16 protein-coding genes are annotated in these 12,883 nt (G+C 33.2%); all 16 read right to left on the bottom strand.

From position 1 onward, the window contains the following. Positions 1 to 2: 2 nt before the first annotated feature. Positions 3 to 455, bottom strand: a complete 453-nt coding sequence (locus tag CLJU_RS01750; RefSeq protein WP_013237041.1) for a hypothetical protein — start codon at positions 453 to 455, stop codon at positions 3 to 5. Positions 456 to 574: 119 nt separating this feature from the next. After that, positions 575 to 1,057: a PDDEXK-like family protein gene (locus tag CLJU_RS01745; RefSeq protein WP_013237039.1), complete on the bottom strand. Its 483-nt coding sequence runs from the start codon at positions 1,055 to 1,057 to the stop codon at positions 575 to 577. A gap of 165 nt (positions 1,058 to 1,222) precedes the next feature. Then, a complete protein-coding gene (locus CLJU_RS01740) occupies positions 1,223 to 2,506 on the bottom strand; it encodes a phage major capsid protein (RefSeq protein WP_013237038.1) in 1,284 nt (427 codons plus the stop codon). After that, complete coding sequence (locus CLJU_RS01735; protein ID WP_013237037.1) at positions 2,503 to 3,342, bottom strand: head maturation protease, ClpP-related; 840 nt, start codon at positions 3,340 to 3,342, stop codon at positions 2,503 to 2,505. The genes CLJU_RS01740 and CLJU_RS01735 overlap by 4 nt, the downstream gene beginning before the upstream one ends. Continuing rightward, positions 3,335 to 4,615: a phage portal protein gene (locus tag CLJU_RS01730; RefSeq protein WP_013237036.1), complete on the bottom strand. Its 1,281-nt coding sequence runs from the start codon at positions 4,613 to 4,615 to the stop codon at positions 3,335 to 3,337. Before CLJU_RS01730 ends, CLJU_RS01735 begins: the two co-directional genes overlap by 8 nt. An 11-nt stretch (positions 4,616 to 4,626) precedes the next feature. Then, complete coding sequence (locus tag CLJU_RS01725) at positions 4,627 to 6,177, bottom strand: terminase large subunit (RefSeq protein ID WP_013237035.1); 1,551 nt, start codon at positions 6,175 to 6,177, stop codon at positions 4,627 to 4,629. A 2-nt stretch (positions 6,178 to 6,179) separates the two neighbouring features. Then, the gene (locus CLJU_RS01720; protein WP_013237034.1) at positions 6,180 to 6,650 is read right to left on the bottom strand and encodes a phage terminase small subunit P27 family; all 471 of its coding nucleotides are present in this window, start codon (positions 6,648 to 6,650) and stop codon (positions 6,180 to 6,182) included. A 47-nt stretch (positions 6,651 to 6,697) separates the two neighbouring features. After that, a complete protein-coding gene (locus CLJU_RS01715) occupies positions 6,698 to 6,964 on the bottom strand; it encodes a hypothetical protein (protein WP_013237033.1) in 267 nt (88 codons plus the stop codon). A gap of 158 nt (positions 6,965 to 7,122) precedes the next feature. Next, positions 7,123 to 7,839, bottom strand: coding sequence for a hypothetical protein (locus CLJU_RS01710; protein ID WP_013237032.1), 717 nt, complete (start codon positions 7,837 to 7,839; stop codon positions 7,123 to 7,125). A 239-nt stretch (positions 7,840 to 8,078) separates the two neighbouring features. Further along, the gene (locus CLJU_RS01705; RefSeq protein ID WP_013237031.1) at positions 8,079 to 8,390 is read right to left on the bottom strand and encodes a DUF6329 domain-containing protein; all 312 of its coding nucleotides are present in this window, start codon (positions 8,388 to 8,390) and stop codon (positions 8,079 to 8,081) included. 68 nt (positions 8,391 to 8,458) lie between these two features. Next, on the bottom strand, positions 8,459 to 9,703 hold the full coding sequence (locus tag CLJU_RS01700) for a site-specific DNA-methyltransferase (RefSeq protein ID WP_013237030.1): 1,245 nt from the start codon (positions 9,701 to 9,703) through the stop codon (positions 8,459 to 8,461). 276 nt (positions 9,704 to 9,979) lie between these two features. Continuing rightward, complete coding sequence (locus CLJU_RS01695) at positions 9,980 to 10,357, bottom strand: HNH endonuclease (RefSeq protein WP_013237029.1); 378 nt, start codon at positions 10,355 to 10,357, stop codon at positions 9,980 to 9,982. A gap of 114 nt (positions 10,358 to 10,471) precedes the next feature. Then, positions 10,472 to 10,900 carry a hypothetical protein gene (locus tag CLJU_RS01690; RefSeq protein WP_013237028.1) on the bottom strand — a complete coding sequence of 143 codons (429 nt, stop codon included), beginning with the start codon at positions 10,898 to 10,900 and terminating at the stop codon, positions 10,472 to 10,474. A gap of 1 nt (position 10,901) precedes the next feature. Continuing rightward, entirely contained in the window at positions 10,902 to 11,123 is a 222-nt protein-coding gene (locus tag CLJU_RS01685; RefSeq protein ID WP_013237027.1) for a hypothetical protein, read from the bottom strand. After that, positions 11,116 to 12,477, bottom strand: coding sequence for a DEAD/DEAH box helicase (locus CLJU_RS01680; RefSeq protein WP_013237026.1), 1,362 nt, complete (start codon positions 12,475 to 12,477; stop codon positions 11,116 to 11,118). Before CLJU_RS01680 ends, CLJU_RS01685 begins: the two co-directional genes overlap by 8 nt. After that, positions 12,458 to 12,739, bottom strand: a complete 282-nt coding sequence (locus CLJU_RS01675; RefSeq protein WP_013237025.1) for a VRR-NUC domain-containing protein — start codon at positions 12,737 to 12,739, stop codon at positions 12,458 to 12,460. The genes CLJU_RS01680 and CLJU_RS01675 overlap by 20 nt, the downstream gene beginning before the upstream one ends. Positions 12,740 to 12,883: the final 144 nt, after the last annotated feature.

Raw genomic sequence — 12,883 nt, 5'->3', positions numbered from 1 at the left:
TTTTAATCCTCAGCATATTTGTTTTCCAATATAAATTCGCCACTTGCAAAGTTTGTAGCCTGTGAACTTGCTCCTATTCTTACATTTAAACAGCAAAATTCATTATTCACATCAAGTTTAGCTGGATCAACATGGAATATCACCTGCTTATTCTTTGCAGTATTTGCTACAGTATAGCTTACTCCATCTGCTTGCCTTACTAATGTATCACTTGCTGAAACATCTTCATTTGCAAGTATAGGAACATCATTTGCTAAAGGCTTTGCAGCAGTTCCTTCTATATCTTGTGCCTGGTATAAAGATATTTGAGTTGTATGCCCAACAGTTTGAGCTAAATTTACAACAACTGTTGCTGTAACAGCATCCTTTAAAATTACATAATTACTTGTTATTGAAGCATTTGTTGTTCTTGGTTCAAATGCCTGTACTAATTTATATTTTTCAATTATTGCCATGATAAATTTCCTCCTTAAATAGTAAAGACAGCACTAAGGCTGCCTTTTTGAAATTTATGGATATAAATAGAATAACAAAAATAATAACATTGACTATTAAAGCATTTACTATTATTTTGTTAGAATCTATTTCCAATTACCTCATCCTTCCAACACGAATAGTCTACATACTGACTATTTATTAAATCTAGCTTATTTTTACTACTAAAGCGAATGCTATACCCATCTTTTATTTTATTTAATACCCTGCCTTCTAAAATATCTTTAACCTTAATAATAAATGCTTCTAATGTCTTATCATCTTCTGTAATTAAAACAAAAGCTATTACTGGTTCTAAATTAAACTGATTTGAGAAAAACTCAATTTTTTTAATATGGTCATCACTAAATGAATACATTCTGCTTTCATTAGAACCTTTTTTAAAATTACGAGTTTTTACTGAAATTGCATACCTATTTCCATCTTTCTCTGATATTAAATCTGCTCCAACATGGTCTACATAAGCAACTTCATAACCCTTCTTAATTAGCACATAATTTACTAACCCTTCTCCAAAATCCCCCATTTGTTTTGGTGCTCTTGAATTTTGTGTTAATGGCATTTTAATTTCCCCCACTTCCATTATTTAAAAGCTTCATTTTGTATAACTTATATGTGTTCTAACGTCCTTTTAATATGAAGCCATAATAATATTTATAAATATTATACCAGAAACTACTATTAGTTTGGACTTTCAAGTTATTTGTAACATAATAAGCCTGAATTCCTATCTATCTCCCAAAGTAACAAACGGACTCAAAGCATTAGCCCCTTTATAAGGCGTAATAGGTTTATTTCTATACGGAGCACCATTAAACTTATAGATAAATCTAAATACCTGTTCATCATACAAAAATCTTACATGTATTGATACATCTGCTGTTGGTGCTTTTTTATCTATTCCTATATACTGCGTAGGATCTGCAAGGATAATATCTCCTTTTTTACCAAGCACAGAACACTGCTCTATAGGAATTATTGGTCTATTTAAAAGAGTGCTGTACTGTGAACTTGAAGCTCCTCCAGAAGGTAAAAATACAGGTGCTCCTCCTGTTCCTATATTAAGTGCCATTGTATAAAGCTGTGGTTCTATTTCTTGATTAATATACCACACGGCATTTGCTCTAAGCCTTGCAGGCACTGAGCTCCACATTTTAAGTATATTTTCATACTTTATAGTTCCTACAGCTTGATCTTTTTCTTTTGCTACAGTTACAAGTGCATCTGAATTTAATACTCCAAGCGGCATTCCAACTCCACTTCCATTAATAATTGCATCATCAATCTTAAAACTCATTTCATCAGCATAAGCTTGTTTTACTATTGCCTCAAGAGCTGTTGCATCCTGAAGTAAATCATCTGTAACATAACAAAGTGCCAGTAATTTCTGAAGTGCCATATCAATTTCTCTAAACTTAGGCTTTGACTTTGTAACAGTTTCTGCTTCAGCTATCCAGTAAGCTTGAACACCGCCCCATCTGCTTCCATTAGCTCTGCTAGTTTCATCAATTCCAAGAGTTCTTAGTCTATTTGTATTTGCACCAATTGGAATCATCCTTATTCTGTTTGCAACCTGACTTTCGGACATCATAACATCAAACATATCCTGTATAAAATCATTTTCCAGCATAAATCCACCTTCTGAACTTACACTTTCATTCAAACCCGATGCTGAATTTTGATATATGAGTCTATTGTCCATTATTCCAACAGGTGAAGATGCCTTTGCTACGGCTTGAAGAAATTCTCCCATGCCACCTTTCCATTTCTTTTCATTAGTGTCTTTAGGTTTAGCATATATAGGTTCATTGATTGGTGTCTTATTAAGCTTTTCTCTTTCTTTTAGCTTGTCTTCTGCTTCTATTGTTTTTTCAAGATTTTTAATTTCTACCTCTAAACTATCATATAACTTCTGCTCTTCTTCAGTCATTGCTCTTGCTGAATCAATTGCACCCTGTACTATGGCTGCCTGTGAATCAAGTTTTTGTTTTAATATTTCTTTTAAACTCATATATTAAATCTCCTCTCATGAATTTCATTTAACTTTTTATATAAATCTATAGGGATCTGCTTTTCATCCTTAGCTGTTGGAATTTTATTATCATTTATGTCTTTTTCTTTAACTTCTTCTATATGAACATGATTTTCTTTCGGTTTATTAGCTTGGTTTTCATGCAACATCGGTTCTTTAAACTGAATTTTGTTTACTTGAAGATTTTTATATTTAGTAATATCAACCTTTAATCCATTAATAGCAAATATTCTATTATTCAACGAAGCTGCTACTTGTTTTTCTTCTTCAATTTCATCTGCAAAGCCAAATTCCACTGCCTCTTCTGCTGTCATCCATGTTTCTGCATCCAGCAGTTCAACTATACTTTCTTTCTCCATTCCTGTTTTATCTTCATATACTGAGATCATACTTTCTCTTACTTTATCTAAGTCATCAGCTAATTTTCTAAAATCTTTTGCATTACCCATAGCATAAGACCACGGATTATGCACCATAAGCATTGCGTTTTTAGGCATTTTAACACTATCTCCTGCCATAGCAATTATTGAAGCTATACTTGCTGCAAGTCCATCCACATAAACATTAACTGTTGCACTATGCCTTTTTAGCATTGAATATATTGCTTGACCAGCAAATACATCACCGCCGCCACTATTTATATAAACATTTAAGGTTTTAATATCTCCAAGTGAATCTAATTCTTCCTTAAAATTTTTAGGTGTAATTTCGTCTCCCCACCAAGTAGAATCACTTATATCTCCATATAAAAGAAGCTCTCCTTCATCACTATTTTCTTTTGCATTAAATGTCCAGAACTTCTTACCTTTACTCATGTTTCTCACCACCTTTTGAAATCATTTCATATATTTGCGCTGCCAATTCCTTATTTTTATTTTCTATATCATCAGTACCAGCTTCACTCATATTTAAAGGCTGTAAATATATATCTCCATTTTCAATTGGGTCCATATTTTCAAGTCTTCTTATATCATTTACACTAAGCCATCCCCACTGTCTGCCCTGTGCATAAGCTGAAGCTCTAGTCTGGGCATCTCCTCTTAAGAGTGCATCTACCTTAAATTCAAAATATCTGTTTTTTCTTTTAGATTCTGTAGAAAGCAGCTGCAAATTTAAATTTTCTTCCCATCTTTTAAACCAAGGGAGCATAGTATAAACAATGAATTCAAGACTTTGATGTTCTATGTTATTGTTGGTTGATCTTGTTAAATCTTGTACCAGATGAAGTGGTATTCTAAATATTCTACATACGTCTTCTATCCTAAATCTCTTAGATTCTAAAAACTGTGCATCAGTAAGTTTCATAGTAACTTCTTTAAACTGACCTCCGCCTTCAAGAATCATTGGAACTCCTGCATTGGAAAGTCCCGTATAATTTTTCTTTATGTCCTTTTTTAATCTCTTAAAAGCTTCGTCCCCTAGTTCATTTGGATACTGAAATATTCCACTTGTTGATGCCCTATTAAGATAAAAATTTCTTTCAAACTTGTCTTGGGATAATCCAATATCAATAGTTAATGCCGCATAAGTTAGAGGTGTTACTCCTATATAACCATCTAAAGTTAAGCCTGGAATATGTAGTATTTCATCTCTTGTTTTTGGTTCAGTTTTACCATCAATAAAGTAAAGAAGCCTTCCTGTATTTTTATCTATATCAATCCTTACTCTATTCCATAAAATAGGTCTAAGTTCTAATAAATCACCATGAAGATTAAACACCTTTTGAGCTATAAAGTTTCCACCTAAGTTCATATTACTCATTCCTGTTTCCTTAAACTGCCCTGGTGTCATTTCTGGATTTGGTGTATAATGCATCAACTGATATTCCGGAGCATCTGTAACTTGAACTCTATTACCTTTACTGTCTTTCTCATATAGAAATATAGGACAACTGGCAAGAGTTTCTGAAAGTACCCTGTTACAGGCAAAAACTGCTGTAAAACTCATAGCCGTATTAGCATCTATCATTTTATTATCTGCTGTAGGAACATCTTCGCCAGCTAAAAAATCCTGAGAATATTTCTGCAGGACTTCAAACAATGCATTCTGTGGAGTTAAAAAAAGCTTACATCTATCTATAAATTTCAAAACATCACTTCCTAATCAAGTAAACTTCTCATTCCTCTTTTTTCATAAACTGACTCTTTAGATTCATGTCTTATTGCCCTATCAAGAGCCATTATTAAAGCAACAGCTCCATCTATTTTTTCAGTGGACTTTTCTTTATCCGGCTTTATGTTTCCAGCTGGATCTGTTCTTACAAATATGTTATCCATCATCCAGCTTAAAACTGGATGTCCCCCATGAGCTATTTTCTGTTCTAAAGTTATTTTCATAAGCTCTTTTGTTGGTGGACTCATATCCTTATACCCCTGACCAAAAGGAACTACAGTAAAACCTAAACCGTCTAAGTTTTGAACCATCTGCACAGCTCCCCAGCGGTCAAAGGCTATTTCTTTTATATTAAATTGTGTTCCAAGTTTATCTATAAAATTTTCAATAAAGGCATAGTGAATAACATTTCCTTCTGTAGTTTCAAGAAAGCCCTGCTTCTTCCATACATCATAGGGAACATGATCTCTTTTTACTCTAAGTTTCAAATTATCTTCTGGTATCCAGAAGAAAGGTAAAACATAATATTTATCATCCTCAGTTATTGGCGGAAACACTAAAACAAAGGCGGTAATATCATTAGTACTTGAAAGATCCAAGCCGCCATAACATTCCCTACCTTTAAGTTTTTCAATATTAACTTCAAAAGAACACTCATTCCAAACATCCATAGGCATCCATCTTACAGATTGTTTAACCCATTGATTAAGTCTAAGCTGCCTAAATATATTCTCTTCAGCTGGATTTTCCTTTGCACTATTAAAAGCATCCCTAACTTTTTCAATAGGTATGGTATGTTCTAGTGAAGGATTAGCTTTATACCAATTTTCTTCTAAACTCCAATCATCCTCATCTTTAATTCCATATATCACAGGATAAAAGGTTTTATCAATTTTCTTACCTCTTAAAATATCCTCTGCCTTTTGATGTACCTCATAGCATATAGAATTTCTATCTGTTCCAGCAGTTGTAATTAAAAAGAACAGCGGCTGCATTCTTGCATCACCACTGCCTTTTGTCATAACATCATATAATTCTCTATTTGGCTGCGCATGTAACTCATCAAAAATTACTCCATGAACATTAAGTCCATGTTTACTAAAAGCCTCCGAAGATAGAACTTGATAAAAGCTCCCAAGAGGCATATATACTAATCTCTTTTGAGATATTACAGGCTTTATTCTTTTTTTAAGCGCCGGACATTGGTCAACCATATCTACTGCTACGTCAAAAACTATAGATGCCTGCTGCCTGTCTGCGGCACAACCATAAACTTCAGCTCCCCATTCATTATCTGCACAGGTAAGGTAAAGAGCTATAGCTGCGGCAATTTCACTTTTTCCATTTTTCTTTGGGATCTCTACATAGGCTGTATTGTATTTTCTATAGCCATTATCCTTAACTGTTCCAAATATATCTTTAATAATTTTATCCTGCCAGGGTAATAAATCAAAAGAAACTCCATGCCACACACCCTTTGTATGCTTTAAATTATTTATAAACTTTACTACTTTTTCAGCTTTCTTTTCATCAAACATTCTTACACCATCCTTAGAATATCTTCCATAGGATCATCATTTTTACCTGTTTCTGTACCTACTCTAATCCTAGTACGAGATGATGGTGTTAATCCAAATTCAGAGCAAAAGTCTTTCATAATTTTAAGATAGGTTTGAGCAATAGAAACCTGCGGCACTTGTTGAATATATCCTGATGGTGTTTTAAAAATAGTACCATGTTTTGTTAAAAATTCTTCTGCTTCCTTCCACCTTGCATAAGCTTGGCAGTATCCAGCAAAAGCAGCTGCATCTACTTTTGTAAGTACCCCTATTTTCTCTAATGTCTTTGTCATCCTTCTCCATTCTTTTTTAGCTTCTGGTTCAAGCCATGACGGACATTTTGGAGCTTTCTTTTCGGGTTTTGGTTCATTTATATTTAACGGCCTTTTTCCTGGATTTCCTTCAAGAACTTTTAGAGCTGTTGGTTTTGGTTTTCTTCCTCTTGTCGCCATGGTTTCACCTCCATTTCTCCATGTAACACAAAAAGAGCCTTAAGGCTCTAATCTAAATTTAATTCAGTTATAAATTCATAAATTTTATTTACTTGATATAACCATTTCTCAGTAATTTCTTGATTACTGAAGGAAGTTTCTATTTTAAACTTTTTCCTTTCTACATCATACTCAATATTAAAATTATCATTTTGTAGTATCATAACTTTCTTTTCTAAGTAAACATTTATGATTTTTTCAATTTCCTCTATGTTCATTATATTTTTAACACCCAAATTTTTTAATTCAGTAACCAAAATTTTTATCTTTTTCATTTCTAAAATTTCTCCTTTACTATATCATGTGTTTTTTTTGTTATACTATATATCACTCTAAAGCACAGATATAGCAAGTAATTTCTTGATTATAAGCAGCAATTTATATATAGTTAAATAAGATATGGGCTACATTTTATGCAATCCACCTTTTATTTTTATTCATTTATTTTGCCTCTAAAAGCACTGTTGCCCCCAAGGTTCTTAAGTAATTCTTTTCTTGCCTGTTTGTACCTTTCTCCTATAAATCCAAGCCTTAAAAGCCAGGTTCTAAAGGTATATTTTTCATTATCCGTTTGCCTTTCCTTCGGAGAAGAATGTTTAAACTTCTTTGAACTTTCATTAAGTGCCTCAACAAATTGTACAGCAATTTCAGCATTCTCAAAATCTTTTATAAATTTAAATTCTAAGGTTTCCTTTTCAAAATTGAAATTAATGCCCGGACATTTTTCTTCTCCAATATCTAAAACTGCTGTTTTAAAATCTTCAATGCTTGAAATCCTTATGTTATTTATACCTTCTACAAATTCTTTTGTAACAATGTCTGTTTCAATACCCAGTGCCTTTTTTATAAGAGTCTGCTTACTGCTTATCATATTTATTAGATTTCTTAAGGTGATCCCTGTATGCCCAGCAATTGAGAATATAATTTCTGAATGCTCAGTCTCTGCTTTTACACTTTCTTCTTGAAAATCATTTAACAATTCTTCAAGTTCCACTTCTATGCCTTCTGAATTTTTAATCTCACCTTCTTTATCAACAGTTATAATTCCTTGTGGTGATTTAATTTGGTAAGCAAAACTTGGCACTCCCATATATTCTGGTTTCACTCCAAAATGTTCACCTAATATTTTTACAGTTTCTTTTCTATCCAAATCAATTACCTCCTGTGCTTTTTTGTTATTACATATATCACTCTAAAGCACAGATATATCAAGTTATTTATGAAGGTTTATTTTCTTTGAATAAAGGCTAATATAAGTACCAAGGCGGTGATATCAATGAAAAAATCAAGTTTCATAAGAATAGATACCCTTATAACTATTTCAGCAATTATAATTTTTACATTAGCAGCAGTTAAATTTATACACTAAAAAAAGCCCCTGCAGGCTTTTTATTTTTCTATGGCTGTATATCTTGGGTATGTATATCCTTCTGAATCTACCAGGATGCTTTTATTTGTTTTTATATTTTTTACTCTTATGCATCTCAACTCACCTTTTTCGTTGCAGCCACCATCTTCTTCTGATATCCATGTCTGATCCTTCCAAAGCTCTTTTGCAAACTGCTTAAATTCAGCATCACTTAATTCAATTTCTTTTATAACTTCATAAGCTGTTCCTCTCATTCCATCCTTTTTAGCTTCTTTTGTAAATTCCTCAAGTTCCTTTAAATTTAAAACCTTTCTCCCAAACAATGCTCTCATTTTCTTTCCCTCCGTGTGCTTTTTTGTTATACTATATATTGCTCTAAAGCACAGTAATAGCAAGGGTTTTATTCAACTTTAAGTACATTTTTATAATCTATCTTTTTGCCATCTCTAATTAGAAAAACTCCCTCATCTCCAGCAGCTTCTATATATCTTTTAACAATAACATCACAATATTTTTCATCAAGCTCTATTGCATAACATATCCTGTCTGTTTGTTCACAGGCAATTAAAGTAGAACCACTCCCTGCAAAAGGCTCGAATACTATACAGTTTGTCATGCTGCTATTCTTAATTGGATATGCTATTAATGGTACTGGCTTCATTGTTGGATGATCCGGACTTTTGCTCGGTCTATCAAAATTCCACACAGTAGTCTGTTTTCTATCTGAATACCATCTATGCTTCCCCGTTGGTTTCCATCCATAAAGTACAGGCTCATGCTGGAATTGATAATCACTTCTTCCTAAAACCAATGACTGCTTTACCCAAACACATACACTTGAAAGATGAAAGCCAGCTTCTTTAAAAGCCTTTCTAAAGTTCAATCCTTCTGTATCTGCATGGAAAATATACGCTCCTGCACCATCATCCAATACTGAATAGATATTTTTAAAAGCAGACAATAAAAATTCATGAAAACTCTTATCATCCATGCTGTCATTTTTAATAACTCTCTCATTTTCTTTTCCTGCTGAATAATTAACGTTGTAAGGTGGATCGGTAACGCATAGATTAGCTTTCTTTCCATTCATAAGCTTTTCAACATCAGAAGTTTTAGTGCTGTCACCACATATTAACCTGTGTTTTCCTAATATCCACAGATCACCTGCTCTTGTTATAGGTTCTTCTATTTCTTCAAGAGCTTTATCTGCATCAAAGTTATCATCACTAACATCTTTATCATGAACTTTAGAAAATAAATCTTCTATCTCTGCGGCATCAAATCCTGTAAGAGAGATATCAAACATAGATTTATCAAGTTCATCTAAAATATCAGCTAACTTTGGCATATCCCATTCTCCACTTACTTTATTAAGAGCTACATTCAATGCCTTTTCCTCATCTGAACTTATATCAACGACTACGCATTCAATTTCCTTCGCACCTTCCTGCTTTAAAACTTTAAATCTTTGATGTCCTCCCACAATATTTCCTGTTTTCTTATTCCAAATTACAGGTTCTACATATCCAAAGGTTTCAATTGATCTTTTAAGCTTTTCATATTCAGGATCTCCCGGCTTTAAATCTTTTCTTGGATTATATTTAGCTGGATTAAGTTTTTCAACAGATACCTTTTGAATCTCCAAATTATCACCTTCCTTAAGAGCAAATAAAAAACACCCTAAAAAGTATATTTTTTATTTAACTTCTTAAGGTGCAAAACTTTCTGTAATTCCTTTAAAATTCAGCATTCTTCATATTTGATTTCTAGCCTATACCCCCCTATGGAATTTTGCGATTTTTCACACGAAGGGGGCCACCCGGCCTTTTCAGCACAACCCCAGAGGAAATTATACCCCCTACCTCTTCAAAAAATTATCAACAAATTGTCCACAGGTTATAAACGGGTTTCTGTTGATAACTTAATAAGAATAAACTTCATTCTTGTTTCCAAACCTACCATCTTCCTTTGCAGTCTTAACATCATGATGATGCTTACATAAAGATTGCCAGTTGCTCTCATCCCAGAAAAGTTTCTCATTACCTTTGTGGGGTATAACATGATCAACTACTTCTGCGGCAGTAACTATTCCTTCTCTTTTACATTCTTCACAAAGAGGGTGTTCTTTTAAAAATTGTTTTCTAAGCTTTCTCCATCTGCTGTTGTAAAGTTTCTTAAAAGGTCTGCTTGTCTTGTTGTACTTACTTTCTATTTCTTTTTGATGTTTGTTGCAGTACCTTTCGCTTGTAAGTTCAGGACATCCTGGATAACTACAAGGTTTAGCTGGTTTTCTTGGCAATTGGTTCACCTCATTTTTATCAAAATAAAAAGTCACCACAGTTTGTCTGTGATGACTTTTTGCATTTTCTTTTTACTTTTCTATTATAACTATATCATTTTTCTAGGGTGTCTTTCAGTGTCTTTTAGTGTCCTCTTTTAAATTTATCTCACAATTTTCTAATGCCTTTCCATGAAGTTTATGAATATAACGTAAGTCATACCCCATCTCTACTGCTATCTGTTCCCAGGTCTTAAAGCAAAGATATCTAAGTTCTAGCAATGTTTGGTATTCAGGGTTACTAATCTTTTTTATAATAAATACGAATTTCCTTTTTAAATCAACTAATGTGTCTATATCCGCATTTATTTCATTTTCTAAATCCACCATTTTGGCTATTGTGTCCTCCATAGAATGCACATTACGAGTTCCGCTAGGAGGTGTATCACTTAATGTGGATGTAGCTTTTGTAGCTAATGCCCTCAATGAAACTATCTGCTCAAGTTTACTGTTTATTCTTTGGTCAATTCTATATGCCTGTGATAAATATTGTTTCGCTGTCATCTTACTTGTCCCCCTCTAGCCAAGGCATTTTGCCATTGTAATAAGTATCAGCAATACTTTTTTGAATTGCCTTATCTAGGGAAGCAATACGAGCATTTGCTCTATTAATGCTTTCCTCTTGCTCCTCTTCAGTTTTGAAGAATGAACAACTATTATTAGTACACTGTATATAGTTAAGGATTTTACACCTATTGTTTTTATTTGCAAAGCAATTTTTATTCATAAGTTTTGCCCTCCTTTAACTTAGCCTTTACTGCAGCTATTAAATCTGATTGTACTTTTTCTTTTCGTCTTAAAGCTCTCATTATGTCCTCATCAATAGTCCCTTTAGTAATAATATGGTGGATAACAACTGTTTCATTTTGTCCTTGTCTCCACAATCTTGCATTGGTTTGCTGATAGAGTTCTAAACTCCAAGTAAGCCCAAACCATATAAGAGTTGAACCTCCTGCTTGAAGGTTTAGTCCATGTCCTGCTGATGCAGGGTGAATTACTGCTACTTCTATTTCACCATTATTCCAATTCTTAATATCTTTTGAAGTTTTTATTTCACGAACCTTAAACCTCTTTTTAATTCTTTCTAAATCATGATTGAACCAATAAGCCACAAGCACTGGCTTTCCATTTGCTGATTCAATTAAATCTTCTAGTGCATCAAGTTTTTTATCATGTATCGTAAACACTCGCTTGTCCTCACCATACACAGCACCATTTGCCATCTGACAAAGTTTATTTGATAACGCTGCAGCATTTACTGCATCTATTTCTTCACCTTTGAGGGATAAAACCAAATCTTGTTTCATGCCATCATAAGCTTTACGTTCTTTTTCTGAAAGAGTTACAATAACCTCATTTATAACACATTCTGGCATTTTCAAATAATCTGTGCTTTTCATAGAAATGGTAATATCCGATATAAGGCGATAAATTGCATCTTCTGCACCAGCTTTTGGTTTATAACTAAATACCATCTGCTGATTTCTTTTATCCGGATCAAAGAAGTTATTACGATAATGAGTAATAAACCTTCCTAGTCTTTTGCCCATATCAAGAAGCCTAAACTCTGCCCATAAATCCATCAAACCGTTACTGCTTGGAGTTCCTGTAAGTCCCACAATACGTTTTACTTTAGGTCTTACTTTTAATAGGCTTTTAAATCTCTTAGCACTATAAGATTTAAAGGATGACAACTCATCAATTACCACCATATCATAGTCAAATGGAATGCCACTCTCATTTATCAGCCAATCCACATTTTCACGATTGATAAGATAAATATTTACCTTTTGCATAAGTGCTGATTTTCTTTGTGCTTCACTCCCTACAGCTACTGAATAAGTAAGTCCTTTAAGATGATCCCATTTTTTTATTTCTAAAGGCCATGTATCTCTAGCAACTCTAAGTGGTGCAATAACTAAAACTTTTGAAATTTCAAAGCTGTCAAGGCAAAGATCAAACATTGCCGTTAATGTAATTACACTTTTTCCAAGACCCATATCCAGTAATACCGCTGATATTGGATTTGCTAAAATGAATTTAGTTACAAAGTTTTGATAGTCATGAGGATTGTATTTCATTTAAAATTCCCCCAATCTTACTTGCATCATCTATGCAATAAACCAAAAAGCCTAACTGCTCCAACTGCATTTTTCTATTTACTTGCAGTGGTCTCATTTTCTTACCTTTTGCCTTTAATTCAACAAAGGCGAACTTACCATGTGGTAAAAACACTAGTCGATCTGGCACCCCATCAAATCCAGGAGATACAAACTTAGGACAAATGCCACCCATCTTTTTAACTGCTGTTACAAGTTTATTTTCAATATATTTTTCAAGCATAAATGCCTCCCAATTTTTAAATTAGAACAAGAAAACAAATTTGAACTAATTTCCTATACACGCGCATACATACACCTGCACACACTCACTCTTTCTTTTTTATTATTTTTTTGTTTATATAGACTTTAACTTGTTCCACCTATT

Origin of the sequence: Clostridium ljungdahlii DSM 13528 (assembly GCF_000143685.1) — a bacterium.
Taxonomy (GTDB): Bacteria; Bacillota; Clostridia; order Clostridiales; family Clostridiaceae; genus Clostridium_B; species Clostridium_B ljungdahlii.
This window is presented reverse-complemented; position numbering and strand designations above follow the sequence as displayed.

Excerpts from the sequence above, each read along its gene's own strand:
- CLJU_RS01750 (WP_013237041.1), bottom strand. The coding sequence starts at position 455 with ATGGCAATAATTGAAAAATATAAATTAGTACAGGCATTTGAACCAAGA.
- CLJU_RS01745 (WP_013237039.1), bottom strand. The coding sequence starts at position 1,057 with ATGCCATTAACACAAAATTCAAGAGCACCAAAACAAATGGGGGATTTT.
- CLJU_RS01740 (WP_013237038.1), bottom strand. The coding sequence starts at position 2,506 with ATGAGTTTAAAAGAAATATTAAAACAAAAACTTGATTCACAGGCAGCC.
- CLJU_RS01735 (WP_013237037.1), bottom strand. The coding sequence starts at position 3,342 with ATGAGTAAAGGTAAGAAGTTCTGGACATTTAATGCAAAAGAAAATAGT.
- CLJU_RS01725 (WP_013237035.1), bottom strand. The coding sequence starts at position 6,177 with ATGTTTGATGAAAAGAAAGCTGAAAAAGTAGTAAAGTTTATAAATAAT.
- CLJU_RS01720 (WP_013237034.1), bottom strand. The coding sequence starts at position 6,650 with ATGGCGACAAGAGGAAGAAAACCAAAACCAACAGCTCTAAAAGTTCTT.
- CLJU_RS01715 (WP_013237033.1), bottom strand. The coding sequence starts at position 6,964 with ATGAAAAAGATAAAAATTTTGGTTACTGAATTAAAAAATTTGGGTGTT.
- CLJU_RS01705 (WP_013237031.1), bottom strand. The coding sequence starts at position 8,390 with ATGAGAGCATTGTTTGGGAGAAAGGTTTTAAATTTAAAGGAACTTGAG.
- CLJU_RS01690 (WP_013237028.1), bottom strand. The coding sequence starts at position 10,900 with ATGACAGCGAAACAATATTTATCACAGGCATATAGAATTGACCAAAGA.
- CLJU_RS01685 (WP_013237027.1), bottom strand. The coding sequence starts at position 11,123 with ATGAATAAAAATTGCTTTGCAAATAAAAACAATAGGTGTAAAATCCTT.
- CLJU_RS01680 (WP_013237026.1), bottom strand. The coding sequence starts at position 12,477 with ATGAAATACAATCCTCATGACTATCAAAACTTTGTAACTAAATTCATT.
- CLJU_RS01675 (WP_013237025.1), bottom strand. The coding sequence starts at position 12,739 with ATGCTTGAAAAATATATTGAAAATAAACTTGTAACAGCAGTTAAAAAG.